The 22,034-nt window shown below is 61.2% G+C and carries 21 protein-coding genes; 7 read left to right on the top strand and 14 right to left on the bottom strand.

Annotated features, from left to right (window positions below; translation table 11 throughout):
* The first annotated feature begins 50 nt into the window (after nt 1-50).
* The 3 genes from ACMCNM_RS13035 to ACMCNM_RS13025 are packed head-to-tail and all read left to right on the top strand — an operon-like array spanning nt 51 to nt 3,771.
* On the top strand, nt 51-578 hold the full coding sequence (locus ACMCNM_RS13035; protein WP_412764519.1) for a (2Fe-2S)-binding protein: 528 nt from the start codon (nt 51-53) through the stop codon (nt 576-578).
* Nucleotides 575-1,576, top strand: coding sequence for an FAD binding domain-containing protein (locus tag ACMCNM_RS13030; protein WP_412764518.1), 1,002 nt, complete (start codon nt 575-577; stop codon nt 1,574-1,576). Before ACMCNM_RS13035 ends, ACMCNM_RS13030 begins: the two co-directional genes overlap by 4 nt.
* A complete protein-coding gene (locus ACMCNM_RS13025; RefSeq protein WP_412764517.1) occupies nt 1,573-3,771 on the top strand; it encodes a xanthine dehydrogenase family protein molybdopterin-binding subunit in 2,199 nt (732 codons plus the stop codon). Before ACMCNM_RS13030 ends, ACMCNM_RS13025 begins: the two co-directional genes overlap by 4 nt.
* A gap of 124 nt (nt 3,772-3,895) precedes the next feature.
* On the opposite strand, the gene ACMCNM_RS13020 is transcribed toward ACMCNM_RS13025, so the two are convergent.
* The 4 genes from ACMCNM_RS13020 to ACMCNM_RS13005 form a co-directional block, all read right to left on the bottom strand.
* Nucleotides 3,896-5,149 carry an OprD family porin gene (locus ACMCNM_RS13020; RefSeq protein WP_412764516.1) on the bottom strand — a complete coding sequence of 418 codons (1,254 nt, stop codon included), beginning with the start codon at nt 5,147-5,149 and terminating at the stop codon, nt 3,896-3,898.
* A 58-nt stretch (nt 5,150-5,207) separates the two neighbouring features.
* Nucleotides 5,208-6,512 carry a CitMHS family transporter gene (locus tag ACMCNM_RS13015; protein ID WP_027596501.1) on the bottom strand — a complete coding sequence of 435 codons (1,305 nt, stop codon included), beginning with the start codon at nt 6,510-6,512 and terminating at the stop codon, nt 5,208-5,210.
* A gap of 122 nt (nt 6,513-6,634) precedes the next feature.
* Nucleotides 6,635-7,948, bottom strand: coding sequence for a C4-dicarboxylate transporter DctA (dctA, locus tag ACMCNM_RS13010; RefSeq protein WP_099429565.1), 1,314 nt, complete (start codon nt 7,946-7,948; stop codon nt 6,635-6,637).
* A gap of 62 nt (nt 7,949-8,010) precedes the next feature.
* Complete coding sequence (locus tag ACMCNM_RS13005) at nt 8,011-9,090, bottom strand: 4-oxalomesaconate tautomerase (RefSeq protein WP_186676329.1); 1,080 nt, start codon at nt 9,088-9,090, stop codon at nt 8,011-8,013.
* A 147-nt stretch (nt 9,091-9,237) separates the two neighbouring features.
* Between ACMCNM_RS13005 and ACMCNM_RS13000 the strand changes: the two genes are divergently transcribed.
* Nucleotides 9,238-10,131, top strand: a complete 894-nt coding sequence (locus ACMCNM_RS13000) for a LysR family transcriptional regulator (protein WP_085273766.1) — start codon at nt 9,238-9,240, stop codon at nt 10,129-10,131.
* 60 nt (nt 10,132-10,191) lie between these two features.
* Here ACMCNM_RS13000 and tcuB read toward each other — a convergent pair whose 3' ends face one another.
* From tcuB to ACMCNM_RS12980, 4 genes are all read right to left on the bottom strand, one after another.
* On the bottom strand, nt 10,192-11,373 hold the full coding sequence (gene tcuB, locus ACMCNM_RS12995) for a tricarballylate utilization 4Fe-4S protein TcuB (RefSeq protein ID WP_412764515.1): 1,182 nt from the start codon (nt 11,371-11,373) through the stop codon (nt 10,192-10,194).
* On the bottom strand, nt 11,354-12,808 hold the full coding sequence (gene tcuA, locus ACMCNM_RS12990; protein ID WP_027596496.1) for an FAD-dependent tricarballylate dehydrogenase TcuA: 1,455 nt from the start codon (nt 12,806-12,808) through the stop codon (nt 11,354-11,356). Before tcuA ends, tcuB begins: the two co-directional genes overlap by 20 nt.
* Nucleotides 12,809-12,956: 148 nt before the next feature.
* Nucleotides 12,957-13,877 (bottom strand): LysR family transcriptional regulator, encoded by a 921-nt coding sequence (locus tag ACMCNM_RS12985; RefSeq protein ID WP_099453886.1) that lies wholly within the window; start codon nt 13,875-13,877, stop codon nt 12,957-12,959.
* Nucleotides 13,878-13,997: 120 nt separating this feature from the next.
* Nucleotides 13,998-14,792, bottom strand: a complete 795-nt coding sequence (locus ACMCNM_RS12980; protein ID WP_186676320.1) for a substrate-binding domain-containing protein — start codon at nt 14,790-14,792, stop codon at nt 13,998-14,000.
* Nucleotides 14,793-15,360: 568 nt separating this feature from the next.
* Between ACMCNM_RS12980 and ACMCNM_RS12975 the strand changes: the two genes are divergently transcribed.
* On the top strand, nt 15,361-15,849 hold the full coding sequence (locus tag ACMCNM_RS12975; protein WP_412765921.1) for a DUF2878 domain-containing protein: 489 nt from the start codon (nt 15,361-15,363) through the stop codon (nt 15,847-15,849).
* Here ACMCNM_RS12975 and ACMCNM_RS12970 read toward each other — a convergent pair.
* The 5 genes from ACMCNM_RS12970 to ACMCNM_RS12950 are packed head-to-tail and all read right to left on the bottom strand — an operon-like array spanning nt 15,820 to nt 18,878.
* Nucleotides 15,820-15,969: a DUF2256 domain-containing protein gene (locus ACMCNM_RS12970; RefSeq protein WP_099453884.1), complete on the bottom strand. Its 150-nt coding sequence runs from the start codon at nt 15,967-15,969 to the stop codon at nt 15,820-15,822. The genes ACMCNM_RS12975 and ACMCNM_RS12970 overlap by 30 nt on opposite strands.
* Nucleotides 15,966-17,507: a cryptochrome/photolyase family protein gene (locus tag ACMCNM_RS12965; RefSeq protein WP_412764514.1), complete on the bottom strand. Its 1,542-nt coding sequence runs from the start codon at nt 17,505-17,507 to the stop codon at nt 15,966-15,968. The genes ACMCNM_RS12970 and ACMCNM_RS12965 overlap by 4 nt, the downstream gene beginning before the upstream one ends.
* Nucleotides 17,501-17,806 carry a DUF6482 family protein gene (locus tag ACMCNM_RS12960; protein ID WP_412764513.1) on the bottom strand — a complete coding sequence of 102 codons (306 nt, stop codon included), beginning with the start codon at nt 17,804-17,806 and terminating at the stop codon, nt 17,501-17,503. Before ACMCNM_RS12960 ends, ACMCNM_RS12965 begins: the two co-directional genes overlap by 7 nt.
* The gene (locus tag ACMCNM_RS12955; RefSeq protein ID WP_027596490.1) at nt 17,803-18,339 is read right to left on the bottom strand and encodes a DUF3833 domain-containing protein; all 537 of its coding nucleotides are present in this window, start codon (nt 18,337-18,339) and stop codon (nt 17,803-17,805) included. The genes ACMCNM_RS12960 and ACMCNM_RS12955 overlap by 4 nt, the downstream gene beginning before the upstream one ends.
* 2 nt (nt 18,340-18,341) lie before the next feature.
* On the bottom strand, nt 18,342-18,878 hold the full coding sequence (locus ACMCNM_RS12950; RefSeq protein WP_412765920.1) for a chalcone isomerase family protein: 537 nt from the start codon (nt 18,876-18,878) through the stop codon (nt 18,342-18,344).
* A 201-nt stretch (nt 18,879-19,079) separates the two neighbouring features.
* Here ACMCNM_RS12950 and ACMCNM_RS12945 point away from each other — a divergent pair, with 201 nt between their 5' ends.
* Nucleotides 19,080-20,408: an SDR family oxidoreductase gene (locus ACMCNM_RS12945; RefSeq protein WP_412764512.1), complete on the top strand. Its 1,329-nt coding sequence runs from the start codon at nt 19,080-19,082 to the stop codon at nt 20,406-20,408.
* A gap of 38 nt (nt 20,409-20,446) precedes the next feature.
* Here the strand turns inward: ACMCNM_RS12945 and ACMCNM_RS12940 are convergent, their stop codons facing one another.
* The gene (locus ACMCNM_RS12940) at nt 20,447-20,971 is read right to left on the bottom strand and encodes a hypothetical protein (RefSeq protein WP_186676316.1); all 525 of its coding nucleotides are present in this window, start codon (nt 20,969-20,971) and stop codon (nt 20,447-20,449) included.
* Nucleotides 20,972-21,156: 185 nt separating this feature from the next.
* Here ACMCNM_RS12940 and ACMCNM_RS12935 point away from each other — a divergent pair, with 185 nt between their 5' ends.
* Nucleotides 21,157-22,014 carry an SDR family oxidoreductase gene (locus ACMCNM_RS12935; RefSeq protein ID WP_412764511.1) on the top strand — a complete coding sequence of 286 codons (858 nt, stop codon included), beginning with the start codon at nt 21,157-21,159 and terminating at the stop codon, nt 22,012-22,014.
* Nucleotides 22,015-22,034 lie beyond the last annotated feature (20 nt).

Genomic DNA, 22,034 nt, shown 5'->3' with positions numbered 1-22,034 from the left:
CACAACAAAGACGCAGCGGACTGCGCGAACCCTGACCGTGAGGACCTACCATGAGCGCGATCTCTCCCAATGGGGCTGAAGAACACCCCCTCCGCCTGACCCTCAATGGTCAACCCCGAACACTGCAGGTGCACCCCTGGACCACCTTGCTCGACCTGCTGCGTGAGCAGTTGGACCTGGTCGGCACCAAGAAGGGCTGTGACCATGGCCAGTGCGGGGCCTGCACCGTGCTGCGCGATGGCAAGCGTGTCAATGCTTGCCTGACGTTGGCCATCATGTGCGATGGGGCCGAGTTGGTAACCATCGAAGGGCTGGCCAACGGCGACGTTCTGCACCCCATGCAGCGCGCATTCATCACTCACGATGCTTTTCAATGCGGGTATTGCACGCCAGGCCAGATCTGCTCCGCCGTCGGGCTTGCCCATGAAGGGCATGCCGACACCCGCGAAGCGATCCGCGAACAGATGAGCGGCAACCTTTGCCGCTGTGGTGCCTACAGCAACATCGTCGCTGCGGTGGAAGAAGCCCTGCCGTTGATGAGGGCCGAGGCCCAACCACAACGAGGGCCGAACCCATGACGCCCTTCAGCTACCACAAGCCCGCATCGGTCAGTGAAGCCGTCAGCCTGGCTGACGCGTGCTCGCACTTCATTGCCGGGGGCACCAACCTTGTCGATCTGATGAAGGAAAACGTGGTTCGCCCCAAGCGCCTTATCGATATTTCCGGCCTTGGGCTGAACGGCATCCACCCCACCTCAAACGGCGGCGTGCGGATCGGCGCATTGGTGAGCAATGCCGACTTGGCCTGGCACCCGACGATCGAACAGCACTACCCGCTGTTATCGCATGCCATCCTCGCGGGGGCATCACCGCAGTTGAGGAACATGGCCAGCACCGGTGGCAACCTGCTGCAACGTACCCGTTGCTACTACTTCTATGACACCGGCACACCCTGCAACAAGCGCGAACCAGGCAGCGGATGCCCTGCGCGTACAGGTATGAACCGCATCCATGCCATTCTCGGCGCCAGTGATGCCTGTGTCGCGACCCATCCCTCGGACATGTGCGTGGCATTGGCAGCGCTCGAAGCCGTGGTGCATGTACACGGGCCGGGCGGTGAACGGCAGATACCCTTTGCGGCGTTCCATCGGCTCCCCGAGGGCACCCCGGAGCGCGACAATCACCTGGCAGGCAATGAATTGGTGGTTGCCATCGAGCTGCCGCCCCCGGCGTTCGACCACCATTACCGTTACCTGAAAATACGCGACCGCGCCTCTTACGCGTTCGCGCTAGTGTCGGTCGCCGCCGCCTTGAGCTTCGATGGCAAGCTGATCCAGCAGGCTCGCCTAGCGCTGGGCGGCGTTGCCCACAAGCCGTGGCGGGACCCGATTGTGGAGCGCATGCTGGCCGGCCAAGTGCCTTGCGAAGCGCTCTTCACCCGCGCCGCGCAAGCGTTGCTGCAAGGTGCACAGCCCCTGAGCCACAACGGCTTCAAGGTATCGCTCGCCCAGCGGGCAATCGTGCGGGCATTGAATGATGCGGCGCGCGGCGCCGCGGACTGGGGAACACGACCATGATCACACCCATACCGGTAGTTGGCACGCCCCTGGACCGCGTGGACGGCGTGGCGAAGGTCACCGGGCAGGCACGCTATGCAGGCGAATACCCCGAGGCGGGGTTGCTTCATGGCAGCGTGGTATCCAGTACCATCGCCTGCGGTCGGGTGCTCGACATCGACAGTTCGCAGGCCATGCGAGTGCCCGGGGTCATCGCCGTGCTCGACCATGGCCATCGTCCGCGCATCTCCAGTTACGACGACGACTACAGCGACGCCGATGCTGCGCAGGGGGCGCCGTTTCGGCCCTTGTTCAATGATCGCGTGCTCTACAGCGGCCAACCGTTGGCGCTAGTGGTCGCCGAAACCCTCGAACTGGCCCGCTATGCAGGTTCGCTGATCAGGATCGACTATGCCGAGGAAGCCCACCAGACAGACCTCGGCGCATGCCAACAGTCACATGCGGCACCTGCGCAAACACCGGCGCCGCGTGGCGACTTCGCCGGGCAGTTTGCCGGGGCCGCGGTGAAGGTGGATGCCACCTACCTGACGGCCAACGAGCACCACAACCCGATGGAGCCCCATGCCTCGACCGTACTGTACAAAGCCGATGGCACCCTGGAAATCCACGACAAGACCCAAGGCACCCAGAACTGCCAGGACTACCTGCACAAGGTGTTCGGCCTGCCCAAGGCAAACATCCATGTGCGCGCGGCGTTCGTCGGCGGTGCCTTCGGCTCGGGCTTGCGCCCGCAGTACCAGTTGCCGCTGGCAGTGATGGCAGCGTTGCACCTGCAGCGCTCGGTGCGCGTCACGCTAACGCGCCAGCAGATGTTCACCTTTGGCTACCGGCCCCGCACCGAGCAGCGCCTGCGCCTGGGTGCAGATGCAAACGGGCGCTTGCTGGCGATCGCCCACGATGCGCTTGGCCAGACCTCCCGCTTTGAGGACTTCACCGAGCACCTGGTGGAGTGGAGCGGCATGCTCTACCAGTGCGACAACATTGCGCTTAGCTACCGCCTGGCATCGCTCGATGTGTACACCCCGCTGGACATGCGTGCGCCTGGGGCCGCGTCCGGGATGATTGCCTTGGAATGCGCCATGGATGAGCTGGCCTGTGCGGCGCAGATCGACCCGGTTGACCTGCGCCAGCGTAATTTTGCCGCCAACAATGCCAACGAAGGCAAACCCTACTCCAGCAAAGAGCTACTGGCGTGTTACCAGCAAGGCGCCGAACGTTTTGGCTGGCGTAACCGCAACCCCCAACCGCGCAGCATGCGCAATGGCAGCCAGTTAGTAGGCTGGGGTATGGCCGGTGGCGTTTGGGAAGCCATGCAGATGAAGGCCAGCGCCAAGGCCCATATCGATGCCCAAGGCCACCTCACCGTCAGCAGTGCCACCACCGACATCGGGACCGGCACCTACACCGTCATGACTCAGATTGCCGCCGACGCCGCTGGCGTCAGGGTGCAGGATGTCACCTTCATGCTGGGTGACTCCTCACTGCCCACCGCCCCGCTTCAGGGCGGATCGTTCACGGTGTCGTCGGTGGGCTCGGCCGTGCGCCAGGCCTGCCAGGTACTGCGCACCAAAGTGCTGGAACATGCGCGCAAAATGTACCCCCAAGTGGCCAGCACGCCCCGGGAGCAGATCGTTTTCGCCGAGGGCTACCTGCACGCGGGCAGCCATCGGCTGGCCTTGGCGGACATCGTTGCCAGCGCCCCCGGCGGGGAGTTTGCCGTGCAGATCGACGCCGAACCCGGCGCCAGGCGCCAACCGTTCTCTACTGCCACCCATTCGGCGGTCTTCGTGGAAGTCCACGTCGACGAGGACCTTGGCATGATCAAAGTAACCCGAGTGGTGAGCGCGGTCGCGGCAGGACGGGTGGTCAATCCGAAAACCGCGCGCAGTCAGATTCTGGGAGGCGTGGTGTGGGGGGTGGGCATGGCCCTGCACGAAGCAGCGTTGACTGACCATCGGTTGGGCCGCATCGTCAACCACAACCTGGCGGAGTACCACATCCCGGTCAACGCAGACAGCGGGAATATCGACGTGATCTTCGTTGAAGAGCACGACGATATTGTCAACGAGCTGGGGTCCAAGGGTGTCGGCGAAATCGGAATCGTCGGGGTAGCCGCCGCGGTGGCCAACGCGGTCTACCATGCCACGGGCAAGCGTGTAAGGGACTTTCCCATCACGCTCGACAAGGTGCTGTGATTGAGCCAGCCAACATCACACGGCGCAAACCTCCTACGAGTCGACACCACGATAGCAAATGATCCCATATTGGCCGTGCTTGGCTATCTCAAAGGCCACCACCTGTACTTGCAAGGGTGCCGCATTACCAAATCGCAATGTCGTAGGTCAGGTAGATGCGATTACTGTCGCGCCCGCGGGAAAAATCAGAACGGTAGACATAGTTGCGTAGTTTTACACCCAGCCCTTTGACGGGCCCTGACTGCACAACGTAGGCCAGTTCCATGTCACGTTCCCATTCGTTGAGTTCAGCTTCAGCGGAACGACCGTTGTCCCCGCTCAGGTATCGCGCCATGAACGTGAGCCCAGGGACACCGGCTGCTGCAAAATTGTAGGCATAGCTTGCCATCCAGGTTTTCTCTTCCTCCTCGATGAACTTGCCGATGCCGACGTTGCTGAACGAGTAGACCGTCGCACCGCTGATGTAGGGCAGCCCGGCATCGCCGTCTAGCATCTGGTAACCGGCACCGACGGTGTGCCCGGAGTGGGTATACGACACCTGCCCGCTGAACATGTCGTTGTCGATCTTGCCGCCATAAGCAGCTCCGCTGTCACGGCTCTTGAAGTAGCGCAGGTCGGTGGTGAACACTCCGCCGGCCAAGGATAGATCGTGCACCAGCCCCGCATAGTCCTGGCGGTAGAAGTGCTCGAGCTGGCCGTGGAAGTAGCTCACACGCAGTTGCTTGCTGATGGCAAAGTCAGCACCCGCAAAGCTGAAGTCGCCAGACTCATCGCCGCCGTAACCATCCAGGTACAGGCCCGTGCTGTTGGACGAGTCGCGCTGCTTGAACCGATCCAAGTGGCCGGCGGTCAGCGTCAGGCCATCGACATCCGTACTGGTCAACTGCGTGCCCTGGTAGGTCTGCGGCAGAAGCCGGGCGTCGTTATAAACAAGCACCGGTGTCTTGGGCAGCAAGGTACCGTGCTTGACCACGGTCTGCCCCACCCGCGCCTTGGCAGTCACGCCGGCACTGGCAAACTCGCTTGCGGCGCGGCCATCGTCATGAACCGGCAGCAGGCCGGTACCGCTGCGGCCGCGCCCCGAGTCGAGGCGCACGCCTACAAGCCCTAGGGCGTCGACCCCCAGGCCCAGCGGGCCTTGGGTAAACCCTGATTGATAGTCGAGCAAGAAGCCCTGCGCCCATTCCACTCGCTCACTCTTGGCGGTCGCAGCAGCGCGGGCGCTCATGCCCTGTTCGTCGCGGAAGTTTTCGTTGAAATAGACGTTGCGCAGCTGCAGTTTGAGCTTGCTGTCGTCGATGAATCCGGCAGCGCCGGCCACAGGCAACCAGCCGCAGAGCAGGCCACAGGTGGCCCCACGGAAAACAGCTCGGGACATGTTCGATACTCTGTTGTTGTTATTGGATGAGGCGGGCGCACGCTGCGCCCTATTTAGATCAGACGAAGAAGGACAAGGCACCCGTGAGCAAAGCCAGCGCAGTGATGACCAGCGATGTCAAAACCGCCCACTTCACGGTTGCCTTCTGGAAGTCGCCGATATCTCGATCGACCATGCCCACCAGCAGCAGGGTCGAAGCCACCAGCGGGCTCATCAGGTGTACAGGCTGGCCCAGCACCGAGGCGCGGGCAATTTCTACAGGGTCGATACCATACGCGGCAGCCGCATTGGCCAGGATCGGCACAACGCCGAAGTAGTAGGCGTCGTTCGAAAGTACGAAGGTCAGCGGCATGCTGGTCAGCGCCACCACCAGCGGGAACCAGTGGCTCCAGGCTTCCGGAATCCAGTCCACGAGGGTCTGCGCCAGCGCATCGACCATCTTCGTACCCGAGAAAATACCGGCGAAGATGCCTGCGGCGAACACCAGGAGCACCACGGTCATGGCGTTGCCTGAATGGGCGAGAATGCGTTCTTTCTGCAAGTCCAGTTGCGGGTAGTTGATCATCAATGCGGCGACAAAACCGATCATGAACAAGATGGCGGCGTGCATAACCCCCAGCACCAGCGCAGTCATGACAGCGATGACCAGCAACAGGTTCACATAGGCCAGCCGTGGTCGCTTGTGCGGGTTATCGCCGAGGATTTCCTTGATGTAGCAGTTACCACCGCCGGACTCCAGCGCGATGTTGCCGATGCGTCGGCGCTCGGCGCGGCCAAGCAAGTAGGCTGTGAACACTACCCACGCTGCCCCACCGATGACGGTCGGCAGCATCGGGATGAAGTACTCCGTCGCATCCAGGCCCAGCGCCGCAATGGCACGGGTGGCAGGCCCGCCCCATGGGCTCATGCCGCTCATGATGCTCAACGACAGCATCGATACGGTAGCCAGGATCATCGGGTTCATGCCGATACGCTTGTACAGCGGCAGCATGGCCGCACAGGTAATCATGTAGGTCGTAGTGCCATCACCGTCCAGCGCCACCAGCAGCGACAGCAAGGCGGTGCCGATGGCGATCTTGATCGGGTCGCCATTCACCCGCTTGAGAATCTTGCGGATCAGCGGATCAAACAGACCGGCGTCGATCATCAGGCCGAAAAACAGGATGGCGAACAATAGCAGCGCCGCAGACGGTGCGACCATTTTCAGCCCATCGAGCATCATCTTGCCAAGGTCAGGCGCAAAGCCGCCAATCACAGCGAAAACAATCGGAACGACGGTCAGGGCAACGATAGGAGACAGGCGTTTACTCATGATCAGGTAGGTGAAGGTCACCACCATAATCAGGCCCAGAAGTGCGAGCATGGTCTTTTCTCTTGTTTTTATTGTGTGCGGCCGTCTATAGGGCAGACGGCCCCCTACCCCACTCGACATCACTGGGATGTTGAGTGGGATTTTAAGTCAACAATGGGAGGTGGAAGCGGCTATTAGCCGTGATGGCGAGGTTCGGCTGACCAGCTGGCCTGCGCCGTATCCGCTTCGTCCGGTGCTGCCGGGGTGCCGTTCAGGCGACGCAGCAAGGTTTCCCGATCACAGGCGTTCTCCGACAGTGAAATGACAACCGTGGCCACGGCATTGCTGGCCAGGCTGGTCAGTGCACGCGCTTCGGACATGAAGCGATCAATGCCGATCAGCAAGGCAAGCCCTGCCAACGGGATGTCATGAATAACCGTCAACGTCGAGGCCAGCGCCACGAAGCCACTGCCGGTGACGCCCGCAGCGCCTTTGGACGACAACAGCATGATCGCCAGCATTGTCAACGTTTGGCCCAACGTCAGATCGATGTTGCAAGCCTGGGCGATGAACACCGCCGCCAGTGACAGGTAGATGGCGGTACCGTCGAGGTTGAAGGAATAGCCGGTTGGCAGCACCAGCCCCACCACACCTTTCTTGCAGCCAAGCTTCTCGAGTTTTTCCAACATGCGCGGCAGAACGGGCTCGGTCGACGATGTGCCGAGCACCACCAGAAACTCCTCGCGAAAATACCGCAGCAGCTTCCACAGGCTGAAGCCGTGCGCCCGGCAGATACCCCCCAGCACGACCAGCACGAAGAATGCGCAGGCGATATAGAGTGTACCTACCAACTTGGCCAATGCGCCCAGGGACGTCACGCCGTACTGCCCGACAGTGAAGGCCAGTGCACCGAAGGCGCCGATTGGGGCGAAGCGCATCAGGTAGCCGAAGATACGAAACACCATGGTAGAGGCCGACTCCAGTACATCGAGTACCGGTTTGCCCTTCTCGCCCATTGACGACAGAGCAAACCCGCTCAGTACAGCGATGAACAACACCGGCAGCACTTCACCCTTGTTGAACGCCCCCATGAAGGTGTCCGGAATGATGTGCATGAAGAAATCGACCACACTGAGCTTGGCCGCAGAGGCGGTGTACTGGCTGAGGCCTACAGTGCTGAGCGTAGCCGGATCGATGTTCATGCCAACACCCGGACGGAACAGGTACACCGCCCCCAGGCCAATGATCAGGCTGACCACCGTCAGTACCAGGAACAGCAGCAAGGTCTTGCTCATCAACCGCCCAAGGGAGCGCTTGTCGGTCATGCCGGCGATGCCGGTGACGATGGTGCAGAACACCACGGGGGCGATCATCATCTTGATCAGCTTGATGAACGCATCACCCAATGGCTTCAGCGCAACGGCCTGTTGCGCCCAGAAGTGACCAACCACCACGCCCAGCAGGACAGCGCAGAGGATCTGGAAATACAGTGACTTCGCGAGTTTCATGAGGCATCACCCATTGTTGAAATTGTGCGGATGCGATGGTTGCCAACGTGATCCGCCCCTTCCTACCCTGCCATCCTGCGCAAGGTCGGGGCGTAGACGAAGCCTGAAAAGAGTCGGCGTGCGGTTCTCACCACGGAGGCCTGAAGTGTCTTGCCATCGGCACCGCTGCGTGAAAGCGCCACGTCGATACCGCCGCTCGGGTGCTCCAGACGAACCTCTTTCAATTGCTGGGCTTGATCCCCAAGCATGTCCAAGATCACCGTGCCAGGGCTGACGCAGGCAGTCGCCAGGCCAATGGCACCGGTAATGGCCAGGGCGCGGTGGCAGTTATGGGGCATGAAGTAGCGGACCTGCAGCGTGCCGTCATAGCGCGCCGGAGAAACCAACACTGGCTTTGGAATCACCATGCCGCTGACATCGCCCAGCCCCATCGCCTTGCCTGCTTTCAGGCGCAACGCCTCCAGACGCTGTAGCAGGCGCGTGTCCGCATCCAACTGCGCCGGGGTCTCGGAGCCCGTGACACCCAACTGGCTGGCATCGACGATCATCATCGGCATGGCCATGTCGATGCACGTGACTGGCACACCGTCGATCACATCCTGGGCCTGGCCAGTCGGGAACAGCTTACCAGTCTTGCTGCCTACCGCATCGAGGAAGGTCAGGTGCACCGGGGCGGCAGTGCCGGGTACCCCGTCGATCGCCGTACGGCCTTCATAACGCACGATCCCGCCAGGTGTTTCCACCAGCGAGTTGACGAAGGTGTTGGTGTTCAAGTTACGGATGCGTACCAGGGTCTTGCCATCCTGGGGCTTGACCAGCCCTTGCTCAATGGCGAACGGGCCAACGGCGCACAGCATGTTGCCGCAGTTGGGCGCAGTATCGACCCGGCGCTGGGCAACCATGACCTGGACGAAGAGGTAATCGACGTCGGCGTCGGCATGCAGCGAAGGGCTGACGATCGCGACCTTGCTGGTTTGAGGGCTACCACCGCCGATACCGTCGATTTCCAGTTCATGCCCGGAACCCATCAGGTTGATCAGCAGTTCGTCGCGTTCGACCACATTGGCAGGAAGATCCCATGCATGGAAAAAGGGCCCCTTAGAGGTGCCACCGCGCATGAGCACGCAGGGAATTCGTTGCATGATTTTGCACTCTTGTTGATCAATGGACATCATTGATGTTGTGGGCACAAGACTGACAGCTCTGTATAAATCATTCCAATGCAAATATCGTAGGCATTATTGCGATTCACACATCAATTTACGGCCAAGGTTGGGGAGTCAACTCAGATGGAATATGAGCTTCAAGACATTCGATCTTTCGTTAAAATCGCCGAACTGGGCAGTTTCCATGAAGCTGCAGAAGCCTTGCACCTGTCCCAACCGGCACTCAGCCGGCGGATAAAGAAGCTCGAGGAAGGACTAGGCACCTCATTGCTGGAACGCACCACCCGGCGCGTTAGCCTCACAAGCGTCGGGCGGGACTTTTTGCCCAAGGCCAGGCGCTTGCTCGATGACTTCGAAGATTCGATCCTGAGCATTCGCGAACTCGCCGAACGACAGAGCGGCCAGGTCACCCTTGCCTGTATCCCGACGGCAGCGTTCTATTTTCTGCCGTCGGTCATCCGCGACTACAACGAGCAGTACCCGAAGATCCGTATTCGCCTGCTGGACCTCAGCGCCAATGACGGGCTCGAAGCCGTGCTGCGGGGTGAAGCGGACTTCGGCATCAACATGATGAGCGGCCAGCACCCTGACATCGAGTTCGTCTCCCTGGTGCAGGAGCATTTCGTCCTGGCCTGCAGAAGAGACCACCCGTTGGCGAACCGTGACTCCGTCACCTGGACAGAGCTGGCCGACTACCGGCTGATCGGCGTAGGCCGCCTGAGCGGCAACCGGATGCTGCTGGACCATGCGCTGTCCGGGCTCAACCTGCGGCCGAAGTGGTTCTATGAGGTTCAGCACCTGTCCACCTCGCTGGGCATGGTCGAGGCCGGGCTGGGCGTGTCGGCCATGCCTAGCCTGGCCATGCCAAGCGCCGACCACCCGACGCTGGTCAGCGTGCCGCTGATCGAACCGCAGGTAACCCGTACACTGGGATTGGTCTATCGCCGAGGGGCGTCTCTGTCGCCCGCAGCGGAGAAGTTCGTGTCGATCTTGTTGGACAAATGGCCGAACCGTTGAAAGCAATGCGCGTCTTGCGGCCTGACGCGACGCAGGGTAATTACGGGCTGCGTTCATGGCTCATTCCTCCCCCAAACCCAGTGGGTTGGGCCGGCGCTTTTCGATTGCAAATTTGAGCAGTGCGGCGCTGCGGAACAGGCCATGGGCGAACTTGCCGTATGGCAGCGTGATGAATAGCGCCATCACCGCACCCAAGTGAATCGCCAGCGCAATTGCCATCGCTGCAGTATCACGCAGGCCCAGCAAGGCAAGGCCAGTAGCGCTGACCAGCAGCAGAAGCAGGATGAAAGCCCGGTCCATGGGGCGCTGGGCAACATCGCCCTGCTCCGGAGCCCTGCGAAGGTTGAGCATCAGAAGCCCGGCCGGCCCGATGATCAGGCCAACACCACCCAAGGTTCCCAGCAGCACCGGTGCACTCAGCAATGGATACGGCGCCTGCTGGCCCAATAGGTAGTGGTACCCGGTAGCGACCACAGTGGCAGCGAAGCACAACAGGAAGCCGTAGAAGGTGAAATGATGGAAACGACGGCGCCAGAGCGTGTATCGATCATCGACATCAGTGCAGCCTTGGCCATGCCCACCGTCCAGGTACTTCAGGGTCAACGCCGCGCTCGAGGCCTCGAACACTGCCCCCTTGGCCGGTTGCGCCAGGGCCTCGGCAGGCGAGACCGAGCGCCAGAAACGCCGTATCGCCACCGTCAGCGCCACCGCTGCCGCGGCAAAGACACCGCCGAACATCAAGGCCAAGGTGTTGTGCGGGAAGACAGCATAGAAGTTCCCCGCCAACCGCCCCGGCAGCAACGTGCCGTTGACGTACAACGTCAGCAGCAAGAACAGTGACAACGCGATTACCAAAGCACCGGCGACAAAGGTGCCGTTGTGCCGATACAGTCGACCAAAGAGGGGCGGCCAGGCGTACTCGGCATATGTCTGCCCGCGCACTCTGGCCATCGCCTGTGGCACGTTCACGGCAAATTCGTGGGGCTGAGCATACTGGCAGGCGTGCAGGCAGGCGCCACAGTTGTGGCAAAGGTTGGCCAGGTAATGGATATCGGCCTTGCCGAACTCCAGCCTGCGGGTCATCGCCGGGAACACAGCGCAGAAACCTTCGCAGTATCGGCAGGCGTTACAGATCCGCATTTGCCGATCGACCTCCTGCTCTTCCAGGTTCAGTACCGGGATCAGTGCGAGGCCCGGCTGGGCGGCATCCGGTTGGCGTGGTTCAGGCAGTTGTGCGGTCATGGCGATTCTCTTGTTCTGGATAAACGTGTCCTGCCGCTGCCGCGGCGCTGGTCCCGGCGATGCGGCCGAAAGCGGTGCCGATGGACATGCCGACACCTGCGGTGTAACCCTTGCCCAACACGTTGCCCGCCATCATCTCGCCGGCGACGAAAAGGTTCGGGCTGGGGCGCCCATCGAAGTGAACTGCGGCGGTTTCGTCGGTGCGCAGCCCCAAGTAGGTAAAGGTCACGCCAGGACGCAGGGGGTACCCGTAGTAAGGCGGGGTATCGAGCGGGCGCGCCCAGTGGCTTTTAGCCGGTTCGAGGCCCACGGTGTGGCAGTCGTCAAGGCGCGTGTGATCGAAGGTTCCCACCTGGCAGGCACGGTTGTAGGCACGCACGGTTTCAACGAAGGCCTGCACAGGCAAACCCAGCAAGCCGGCCAACGCCTCCAGGCTGTCGGCGGCAGTGCCTGGGAAAACCGGCGGCATGAACCGACCGAGCGCTTTCTGGTCGATGATCGAAAAACCAACCTGCCCCGGCTGATGTGCCACCAAGCGCCCCCAGATGGCATAGCGCTTGGGCCAAAAATCCTCGCCCTCATCGTAGAAGCGTTCACCGTCGCGGTTGACCACCACGCCCAGCGACACGCAATCGATACGGGTGCAGATACCCCCGTCGTACAGGGGGGCACGGGCATCGATCGCCACCATGTGCGCCTGTGTCGGGTCGCCAATCTTGTCAGCGCCCTTTTCGATCATGCGGCGCAACAGCACGCCGTCATTGAAACGCGTACCGCGAATCAGGAAATTGTCCGAAGGCCACTCCCCTCGCTCGTTCTGCCCCCAGGCCTCACGCAACCATTGGCGATTGGACTCGAAGCCGCCGGCGGCGAGGACGCAACTGCGCGCTTCGATGCGCTCGGCAGGCAGCTGTCGCCCGTGGGACTCACGCGCTGGCACATGGGCCGCAACGAAGCGACCGCCCTGCAGTTCGATGTCGGCCACCGGTGAGTCGTAGCGAATCTGTACCCCGAGGTTTTCGGCGCTACGGTAGTAGGCATTGACCAGCGCCTTGCCGCCGCCCATGAAAAAGGCATTGGTCCGTGCGGTGTGCAGCGCACCAGACAACGACGGCTGAAAATGTACGCCATGACGGCGCATCCACCCGCGGCAATTAGAGGACGCGCGAATCACCAGGCGCGCGAGCTTCTCGTCAGTCTGGCCACCGGTTACCTTCAGCAGATCCTGCCAGAACTCTTCTTCCGGGTACGCCTCCACCAGCACGTCCTGCGGGGCATCATGCATGCACCGCAAGTTACGCGTATGTTGCGAATTGCCACCCCGCCAGGCGCGGGGTGCAGCCTCGAGCAGCAGCACGCTGGCTCCGGCCTCGCGCGCCATCAGCGCGGCACAGAGGGCGGCATTGCCCCCTCCGATGACTAACACATCGATCATTTCGCCTCCAGGTCGCGAAGAGCCAAATGTTCGGGGGCTCTTCGTGGCCACGGACTTTAATCAGTGCCCGGAGGGTGCGAAACGCGATCGCCGAGGGGAGGCATTCAGTTTTACTAAAGGGGTTGGGTGAGAGGCCCCCGAGCCTGGGTCAAAGCAACCGGGCCCCAGGCCATCGGCCCTGTTCCACCAAGTCCCGGGCGACCTCCTGCAATACGATCCGTGTCGCCAACGCGGCCGGCGAAAGTTCGTCATCGGTCAGGCTGACAATCACATTGCGACGCTGCGCCTGTGCTTCATCGATAGCGAACACGCGCAAGCCAGCCTGATGCGCCCGGGCCACCGTCGCGCCGGGCTGAATGGTGGCGGCATGACCGGCACAGACGCAATCCATCAATAACGACAGGCCATCAACTTCCATGACGATGCGGGTCTCAAGCCCCGCCCGTTCGAAAATCGCGCGCATTGTCGTGCGCAAACCATGCTGTGTACTGGGCATCACCAAGGGTAGCGTCGCGATCTGCTCCAGTGTTAACGACTCGCCCCACTCAGCGTTGACCAGCGGCGCAGGAACCAGCACGAACAGTCGCTCTGTCAAAAGCGCCCGCACCTCTAATCGCGGCCCTGTTTCCGTCTGAAACAACACCGCCAGGTCAAGGTGCCTGGTATTGAGTTGGTTGGTCAGATAGCCAGATAGCATTTCCACCAGGTGCAGACGAATGTTGGGATAGCGTTCGCGCATCCTGTCGATCAATGCCAGGCCTAGAATCGACGCCGTGGTCGGTGCCAGCCCCACGCTGGCATAGCCGCTCATGCGCCCGCTTTGTGCCGCCAGGACGGCATGTTCTGCCTGGCGCAGCGCCAGGCGAGCATGGTATTCGAAGGCCAGGCCCGCTGCCGTCGGGGAGACGCCGGTACTCGAACGTGTCAAAAGCCGGGTACTTAATTCACCCTCCAGCTTCGACAGTTGCTGGCTCAATGCAGAGGCGCCAACCCCAAGCTCGACCGCAGCCCTGCCCAGGCTGCCGTACTCCAATACACCCAGAAAATAGCGAAGTTGACGCAGCTCCATACAAGTCTCTTTCAACGACCGGCCCAAGTGCTGAGCCATGTTAAAGGTATTTGCAGAGCCTGGGCGGTTCAGCTGGTCGTAAGTACGCTACAGCCTCGGTATCGGCGCCCGCATGTATGGTTAGCTGGCGGTATGAGGCAGTGGCGTCAGACCACTGTCTTCGATCGCGGCGTCGGCTTGTGGCGAGGCAAGGTAGTCGAGTAGCGCCTGGGCTGCGGCATGATGTTGGCTCTTACTGACGACCGCGCCCGAGTACATTGTCATTTTCTGCGCTTCGGCCGGGATCAAACCAACGATGTCGATGCCCTTTACCGGCTTGAGCTCGCTTAGCTGTTGAAAGCCGATCTGTGCCTGGCCGCGCGCGACCACTGCACCGACGGGTTCAGCCGGTATCATGTGAGCCTTAGCCTCGAACTGTTCACCGAGTTGCATGCGAGGAAACAGGGTCTTGGAGAGGTATACCCCGCTCGCGCTGTCAGAGTAGGCGACAGCGCTGCTGTTTTGCAGCACCGTGCGCAATCCCTGCATGGTGCTGATATCCGGCTTCGGTTCGCCCTTGCGTACGGCCATGGCGATGAACGATTTCCCAAGATCGACGCGGCTGGTTTTGTCCGCTTGGCCGTCGGCCACCAGGTTGTCTAGCGCCGAGCCCACCATCAGGACAACATCCGCCTGCTCACCGCGGGCGAGCCTATTCGGGACAGCCTGTGGGGTCTCCCCCATAGAGGGCGCGGCAAGTACTTCCAGCTTCACACCGAACTTCTTCTGATAGATTGGGGCCACTTCCCGGATAGCGCCCATGATGCCGCCTGAACTCAGTACGGTCAGCGTTTGAGCCCCTGCTTGCGCGGCGTCAGCAGCCGAGCAGGCGATTGACGTAATCAGCAGGGCAGTAAAGGGCAGCATTCGACGCATTGGAACGTTCTCCGCAGGAAAAAAGAACGGCATGTTACCGAGGCGAAGGGCGTGTCCATGGTTAATCAATCCTTAAGAATGTTTCACACTTTCAAAAGGAAGCCATCGAGGTACAGGCTGTTTGCACAGTCCTATACCCAACGGTGCCAGTCCATGCGCGACACCGTCTGTGGATCCGACGCACTGCGCTAGCGACGTTACAAGGTCAGCACTGGCCCGCATGTGTGACGGCCTTGAGCAGCTTGACTGAAAAGTGGAATAGGTTCCTTCGTAGCACTCATCCGGTCATTCAGTATCAAAATGAAAACCGAACAGCGGGTTCGCGAACTGTAAGCGGAAATCGTTCACTTACGTACCCGTTGAGTGAGCCCAGGACTGGATAAAAGCTGTACAACTTCGTTGACTTGTACAAATTTAGTCATAGGCTTCAACTATATCCCTTCAACAGTTCACTGTTGCTTGAGGAGCATCTGGAGCCAAACATGTCCGTTTTTCAGCCATTCGCCAGGCCCTTCCATAATCTTACAAGGGGCAATCTCGACGCCCATTTTTGTCCGGCCGGTCAATGATGCCCAGCAGCTGGCTGGTCGCCAATGCACTCTGGTTGCAGGCTGGTTGGTGGGCTTGCGTGCTGGGCGCTCAGTACCCTGGCTTATTGCTGCTGGTACCACTCGGCCTGGCCATACACCTGTGGCTGTGCCCGGACTACAAGGTAGAAATCAAGGCATTGTTGCGTGTCGCATTGGCCGGCTGCATGCTGGATAGCGTGCTGGGGGCACTGGGCGTGTTCAGCTTCGATACATGGCCCCTGCCCTTGTGGCTGGTGTTGCTGTGGTGGGTGCTGGCCAGCGGCCTTCGCCATAGCCTGGCCTGGGCGGGCCGGCCCTACTGGCGCGGCGCGTTGCTGGGCGCCCTTGGCGCCCCACTGGCCTACGTCGGTGGCGCCAGGTTGGCGGGGGTCGGCCTGCCGCTGGGTGTGATTGAAACCGGCTTGTTGCTTATGCCGGTGTGGGCCCTGGCCCTGCCATTACTGCTGCACATCGCGGCGCGGCGCTGACCGGCGGCAGCGTTCGGAGCAATAGCGCACCTCGGCCCAGCAGCGTGCCCAGCGCTTGCGCCAATTGAAGGGTCGGCCACATACCACGCAGGTTTTGCTGGGCAGCAGGCTCTTTTTCATACCACCTCGCCAGCATCCAGCCGCGCCAGCAGTGACTGGCCACGCTGCCACACCGCTTCGCGATGGCCAAGCGGCATGCCGTCCAGGTTACGGTAGACCATGGCCAGGCGTGGATTGGCCGACAGCTGAGCGCGGTGACGTATCAGAAAATGCCAGTACAAGGCATTGAATGGGCAGGCATCCTCCTCGATCACATGGTCGACCTTGTAGCTGCACGCCTTGCAATGGTCGGACATCCGCTGAATGTAACGACCACTGGCACAGTACGGTTTCGACCCCAGGTACCCACCGTCGGCATGCATGACCATGCCCAGCGTGTTGGGCAGTTCGACCCAGTCGAAGGCATCCATGTACACGGCCAAGTACCACTCGCAAATGGCGTCTGGCACGATGCCGGCCAACAGGGCGAAATTACCGGTAACCATCAGCCGCTGGATATGGTGGGCGTAACCCAAGCGCAACGTCTGCCCGATGGTTTGCGCCATGCAGCGCATGCGGGTGGCGCCCGTCCAGTAGAATTCCGGTAAGGCACGCTGGTTACCCAGATGATTGAGCCCTGCATACTCAGGCATGCGCAGCCAGTAGATGCCGTGCACATACTCGCGCCAGCCAATCAACTGGCGGATGAAGCCTTCGGCGGCATTCAGCGGCACCCGCCCCTCACGCCACGCCTTGTCGACGTCGTCGCACAGGCAACGCACATCCAGAAGGCCAATGTTGAGTGCCGCGCTGATGCGCGCATGGAACAGGTACGGTTCGCCTTCCGCCATGGCGTCCTGGTAGTCACCGAACGCCGCCAGGCCGAAATCGAGAAAATGCTGCCAGAGCTGATGGGCCTGCTCATGGGTCACGGGGTAGTTGAACCCGTCCACGGCCCCGTAATGGTCACTGAAACGCTGGCGAACCAGGGCCACTACCGCTGTCGTGATCGCGTCTGGCTCAAAATGCGCAGCGAACGGCCCTCGCAACTGGCGCGGCAACGGCTTGCGGTTATCCCCATCAAAATTCCAGGCACCGCCTGCCGGGCTGCCATCGGCCTCCAACAGCAACCCGCAACGCTTGCGCATGCCGCGGTAGAAATGCTCCATGCGCAGTTGCTTACGCCCCTGCGCCCACCGCGCGAAGGCTTCACGCGAGCACAAAAAGCGCGTATCGCGATGCCACACAAGCGGTAGCTGCGCATCGCGCAGCGCCTGCTCCAGGCGCCACTCACCGCACTCTGTCAGGTGAATGTGCGTGGCGCCCAGTGCCTGCTGCCAGCGACGCAGCTCGCCGGCAATGCTACCGCTGTTGCCGGCAGCGTTAAGCTCGACATAGTGCACCTGCCAACCCCGCTCCCGCAGCGCCTTTGCGAAATGGCGCATGGCACTGAAGATGAGGATGATCTTCAGCGGATGATGCGGCACGTAGCGGGCCTCACCCTCCACTTCCGCCATCAGAATAGCGTCGCGGGTAGGGTCCAGGGCCGCCAGGCTTGCCAGGTCGAACGACAGTTGGTCACCGAGCACCAACCCCAGCCGCGGGGGCCGGGCTACCATTGGGTCGTCAGCGTCACGGGCACCCGCAGCGGCGCGATAGGCCCGTCACGCTGCCCACACATTTCATCATGCACCACCTGCTGCACCAGCATGCACGGCACCGGTGGCAGCTCGGCCAACAAGTGGCGCAGCTCGGTGGTGGAGCGCAGGCGAACGGGCTGACCATGATCATCAATCAACGTGACCGGGCCGGCACCGGTCAGTGCGCGGAGGATGTAGAAGCCACCTTCGAGCGACAGCAGTTCAAGCTCCTTGACTTCACCGGCCGTAACCCGTTGAGTAAGCGCATTCAGGTTCATGGTGTGCCCTCCGGCAAGCGGCGGAAGAACAGCGTGATCTGCCCAATCTCCACGCCCAGTTTGCTCATGCTCGAGCGGTTGATCAGGGTGTCTTCATCCATCAGGTACATCCAGTCGTCCAGGTCCACCTGCCAATGCTCCCCGTCTACCGGCAGGTCCAGCCGATAGCGCCAGCGCAGCGCATTACCGGCCGATTCGCCACGGGCCTCACCGATCACGTCACCCGCTGTTCCTCGCCAGCGGCCCGCACCTTCCGGCACCAGCGTCCAGGTTCGCTGCTGACGCGTGCCATCGCTGTACAGAAAATGCTCATCGAGGATCAGCCGCTCACCGTCGCGGCGGCTGTCGATACGCACGTGAAAGCGCTTCACCACCTCGCCGGAACGCTTCTGGAACATCCCCCAGGCTTGCACCGGTCGTGAGAAGAATGCCGCCAGGTCGAGTTTTGGTTGCTCCTTGGCATAGTGCTCGACACCGACGTTGCCACAACTGCCGAGGAGCAGGCAGCCAACCAGTAACAGTGCTCTGTACATGTTTACGTCCCTCGGTCGTTGCCCGCCCGCCCGAGCAGGCGCTGGCGCAGCTGTGGGTCCCTGGCCCGTGGGTCGAGCCAGATGGCGAAGAATGCTCGGGAAAATTCCGGGTCGGCGATTACCTGGCTGAGTGTGCCATCGACATAGAAGCGAGCCCCTTGCCCTGGCAGGTACACACCCGTGATACGCATACCCGGGCGCACATCCACGAATGCCGCTTCAAGCGCCTTGCTCCACGCTGCGCGTTGCTGCGGCGTGATGTTGGCGTTAAGGCGGCGTATCTCCGCAAGGCTCGCGTCGACCAGCGTCTCCTTGGACAGCGATCGGTGGTAGCGCAGTTCCAGGGCAAAGGGCTGGTTCCAGTCCTGAACCGGGCCCACTGTCCACAGCCGGGCGCTGTAAAGGCGCACGCCGAACCACGTGAAATCGCCAGCACCCAACGGTTGCGCCGTTGGCAATTCGGCTCGCCAGTCCGCGGCTACGGTCGACAGCGCAACCATCAGCAAGCACAGGCTGGCCCAACGCGCAGGAGGCACCATGCTTACCTCGAACAATTGGGAAAATCCTGTACAAGAATAGCTTTTTGTATAGGTTTCAACAAACGATAAGCACTGGCCATCCGCCGCTAAAAAAAAACCGCTGAAACGCTTGCTCTGAACTTTGTCCTGCCCAACGGATTCCCCTGCTTACTCACTGCAATATCTGCTGCACAGCCGGCTTTCAGAAAAGGGGTTTTCACCATGATCGATCAAGCGACAGGTATGAAACCAGGCGAGCGCTATTGCGTGGAGAACGTCGAGCGCGCCCATCAGTTCCCGGGGTACTTTCAAGACGGCAAGTATTACCTCGGCCCCGAACTGCTGACTGCGGTCGGCTGGCTCGAAGGCACGCAGTTCATCTACGACAGCCTGGATGCAGAAGGCGAACCCGTCTTCCCGGATCGGGTAGCGGGCACCATCGAGGGCTTGAAGCTGGTAATGGCCGACGGAACCACCCTTGATCTCACCCCCATAGAGGCCAGTGCGACCCTCGGGTCTATCGACCGTGAAGACAGACCAGCCCCAGAGCACGCCATGCCAATGAGCCCGACGCCGATCAAAGGCCCATTGCGCGGAAAGGTCGTGGTCATCACCGGCGCCTCCAGCGGCATAGGCCGGGCGGCTGCGCATGCGTTTGCCTGCAAAGGTGCCCGACTGGTGCTCGCGGCACGCGATGAGGAAGCGTTGTTCGACGTGCTGGATGAATGCACCGACTGCGGCACGGACGCTGTCGCCATCACCACCGACGTCACCCACAGCGATCAGGTGGCAGCCCTGGCCACCCAAGCTGCCGAGTTTGGCCATGGACGTATCGATATCTGGATCAACAACGCCGGGGTTGGCGCGTTAGGCAACTTCGACGAAACACCGCTTGAGGCGCATGAGCAGGTGATTCAAACCGACCTGGTCGGTTATCTGCGCGGCGCTTACGTGGTGCTTCCCTACTTCAAGGCACAGCGCAGCGGCATACTGATCAACACCTTGTCGCTTGGCAGCTGGATCGCCCAACCCTATGCGGCAGCCTACTCGGCGAGCAAGTTCGGCCTGCGAGGCCTGACCGAAGCGCTGCGCGGTGAGCTGACGGCGTTCCCCGGCATTCATGTGTGTGATCTTTATCCGGCTGTCATGGACACGCCAGGCTTGCGAGACGCAGGCAACTACACCGGCCACGCGCTGACACCCCCAGGGCCGATCTACGACCCGGAACGGGTGGCAAACGCCATGGTAGCCTGCGCCATTTCCCCGAGCGCGCGCACCACTGTCGGCGCTGCCGCTCGCCTCGCCCATCTGGCCAGCTACCTGGTACCGGGGCTCCCTCAGTTGTCAGGGTGGCTCACGCGCTGGGGCTTGAACCGCAGCCCCAGCGCGGCGATATCTTCCGGGAATCTGTTCGAGCCACCCGATGACCGGCGAAGTGTGGACGGTGGCTGGAGAACTCAGAAAGATAAAACCTCTTTATGGGTGGGTGCGGCGCTGCTGGGTGTCATTGCCGGGTTTGTCTTCACCCGTTCGCAACGCAGGCGCCGCTAGGGCTTGCTGGCAGTCATTTGCTTAAAGCAGCGTGCCCGTCACGCGAGCTGGATATACACCGAGTAGCTGCCCAGCAAAACCCAGAACCCGAGAAAAATCCAAGGCGTGCGAAGGGAGAACAGCAGCGATTTCCGGTGCCCGGCCCGGGACGTTTCAGCCTCGCAAAACAACGGCGATTCGTCATAGGCCAGCCCCATCATCGGTTCACTGCGCAGCAAGTGGCTCTGCTTCAGCTGCCAGTGCTCGATGATCCGGAACGCTGCGCGGATGCCCGGCCAGGCGTTCAACGAGCTCAACACGCCGAGCAGGGCAAGAAACGCTGGCACGATCAACGTGAACATTTCCCCCCAGCTGTGGTTCAGGTTGCTCATCGAAGACACGAAGGCAATGACCAGGAACGACTGAGCGGCCAGATACGCATCGGTACGGTTGGCCAGAATAGTGGTCTCGTACTGGATTTCGCGTCGATAGAAATCCAGGCGTTCCTTGGGCGTACCGAACATCCGCGCATTCTGCTGATCGATTTCATGCTCAGAGGTGGTGGGCGTAATGATTCGAGGCACTGGGACGCTCCTGAAAATCGTGAGTACAGCGCATTGCTGATCAGCGATAGAGCGATCCCTTCAACGAAAATTCATTGCAAGTGGCTTACTGGCCGTCCGTCGTTCAAATCCAGCATCCACTTCAACGCTGGCTGCTCGCACCGCTCGAACAGTAATGACCGTTCTCAACTGCAGGAGCTTCGACCATGAGCGACTACCCTACTCCGCCATTCCCCTCGCAACCGCAAAGCGTCCCCGGTTCGCAGCGCAAGATGGAGCCGTACCCGGACTGTGGTGAGCAGACCTATACAGGCCACAACCGGCTCGAAGGCAAAATCGCCTTGATCACCGGCGCCGACAGCGGCATCGGTCGGGCCGTTGCGATTGCCTATGCGCGTGAAGGTGCAGACGTTGCCATCGCCTACCTGGATGAGCACGAAGATGCGCAAGAAACCGCGCGTTGGGTCGAAGCCGCGGGCCGCCAGTGCCTCCTGCTACCCGGTGACCTGGCGCACAAACAGCACTGTTACGCCATTGTCGACAAGACCGTGGAACAGTTCGGTCGCATCGACATCCTGGTCAACAACGCCGCATTCCAGATGGCCCATGAAAGCCTGGACGACATTGACGATGAGGAATGGGTGAAGACGTTCGACACCAACATCACCGCCATCTTCCGCATCTGCCAACGGGCATTGCCGTCAATGCCGAAGGGCGGATCGATCATCAACACCAGCTCGGTCAATTCCGATGACCCGTCACCCAGCCTGTTGCCCTACGCCGCCACCAAAGGCGCCATTGCCAACTTCACCGCAGGCCTCGCGCAGTTGCTGGCGAAGCAAGGCATCCGGGTCAACAGCGTGGCGCCAGGCCCGATCTGGACGCCGTTGATCCCCGCCACCATGCCGGATGAGGCCGTCAGAAACTTTGGCTCGGGCTACCCCATGGGGCGGCCAGGGCAACCGGTCGAGGTCGCGCCGATCTACGTTTTGCTGGGCTCTGATGAAGCCAGTTATATCTCGGGTTCACGCTACGGCGTCACGGGCGGCAAACCGATCCTCTGACGACCATGACAAGGCTTGCT

It is taken from the genome of Pseudomonas sp. NGC7, assembly GCF_047159675.1.
Lineage (GTDB): Bacteria > Pseudomonadota > Gammaproteobacteria > Pseudomonadales > Pseudomonadaceae > Aquipseudomonas > Aquipseudomonas kermanshahensis.
The sequence above is the reverse complement of the archived record's forward strand: the minus strand, read 5'-3'. Positions and strand labels throughout refer to the sequence as shown.

What these genes read in the sequence shown, in the direction of transcription:
- ACMCNM_RS12965 (WP_412764514.1), bottom strand. Translation starts at nt 17,507, where the DNA reads ATGGTAGCCCGGCCCCCGCGGCTGGGGTTGGTGCTCGGTGACCAACTG.
- ACMCNM_RS12985 (WP_099453886.1), bottom strand. Translation starts at nt 13,877, where the DNA reads ATGGAGCTGCGTCAACTTCGCTATTTTCTGGGTGTATTGGAGTACGGC.
- ACMCNM_RS13035 (WP_412764519.1), top strand. Translation starts at nt 51, where the DNA reads ATGAGCGCGATCTCTCCCAATGGGGCTGAAGAACACCCCCTCCGCCTG.
- ACMCNM_RS12975 (WP_412765921.1), top strand. Translation starts at nt 15,361, where the DNA reads ATGCCCAGCAGCTGGCTGGTCGCCAATGCACTCTGGTTGCAGGCTGGT.
- ACMCNM_RS12980 (WP_186676320.1), bottom strand. Translation starts at nt 14,792, where the DNA reads ATGCGTCGAATGCTGCCCTTTACTGCCCTGCTGATTACGTCAATCGCC.
- ACMCNM_RS13020 (WP_412764516.1), bottom strand. Translation starts at nt 5,149, where the DNA reads ATGTCCCGAGCTGTTTTCCGTGGGGCCACCTGTGGCCTGCTCTGCGGC.
- ACMCNM_RS12970 (WP_099453884.1), bottom strand. Translation starts at nt 15,969, where the DNA reads ATGAAAAAGAGCCTGCTGCCCAGCAAAACCTGCGTGGTATGTGGCCGA.
- tcuA (WP_027596496.1), bottom strand. Translation starts at nt 12,808, where the DNA reads ATGATCGATGTGTTAGTCATCGGAGGGGGCAATGCCGCCCTCTGTGCC.
- ACMCNM_RS13030 (WP_412764518.1), top strand. Translation starts at nt 575, where the DNA reads ATGACGCCCTTCAGCTACCACAAGCCCGCATCGGTCAGTGAAGCCGTC.
- ACMCNM_RS12960 (WP_412764513.1), bottom strand. Translation starts at nt 17,806, where the DNA reads ATGAACCTGAATGCGCTTACTCAACGGGTTACGGCCGGTGAAGTCAAG.
- ACMCNM_RS12935 (WP_412764511.1), top strand. Translation starts at nt 21,157, where the DNA reads ATGAGCGACTACCCTACTCCGCCATTCCCCTCGCAACCGCAAAGCGTC.
- ACMCNM_RS13025 (WP_412764517.1), top strand. Translation starts at nt 1,573, where the DNA reads ATGATCACACCCATACCGGTAGTTGGCACGCCCCTGGACCGCGTGGAC.
- ACMCNM_RS12955 (WP_027596490.1), bottom strand. Translation starts at nt 18,339, where the DNA reads ATGTACAGAGCACTGTTACTGGTTGGCTGCCTGCTCCTCGGCAGTTGT.
- tcuB (WP_412764515.1), bottom strand. Translation starts at nt 11,373, where the DNA reads ATGACCGCACAACTGCCTGAACCACGCCAACCGGATGCCGCCCAGCCG.
- ACMCNM_RS13000 (WP_085273766.1), top strand. Translation starts at nt 9,238, where the DNA reads ATGGAATATGAGCTTCAAGACATTCGATCTTTCGTTAAAATCGCCGAA.
- dctA (WP_099429565.1), bottom strand. Translation starts at nt 7,948, where the DNA reads ATGAAACTCGCGAAGTCACTGTATTTCCAGATCCTCTGCGCTGTCCTG.
- ACMCNM_RS12945 (WP_412764512.1), top strand. Translation starts at nt 19,080, where the DNA reads ATGATCGATCAAGCGACAGGTATGAAACCAGGCGAGCGCTATTGCGTG.
- ACMCNM_RS13005 (WP_186676329.1), bottom strand. Translation starts at nt 9,090, where the DNA reads ATGCAACGAATTCCCTGCGTGCTCATGCGCGGTGGCACCTCTAAGGGG.
- ACMCNM_RS13015 (WP_027596501.1), bottom strand. Translation starts at nt 6,512, where the DNA reads ATGCTCGCACTTCTGGGCCTGATTATGGTGGTGACCTTCACCTACCTG.
- ACMCNM_RS12950 (WP_412765920.1), bottom strand. Translation starts at nt 18,878, where the DNA reads ATGGTGCCTCCTGCGCGTTGGGCCAGCCTGTGCTTGCTGATGGTTGCG.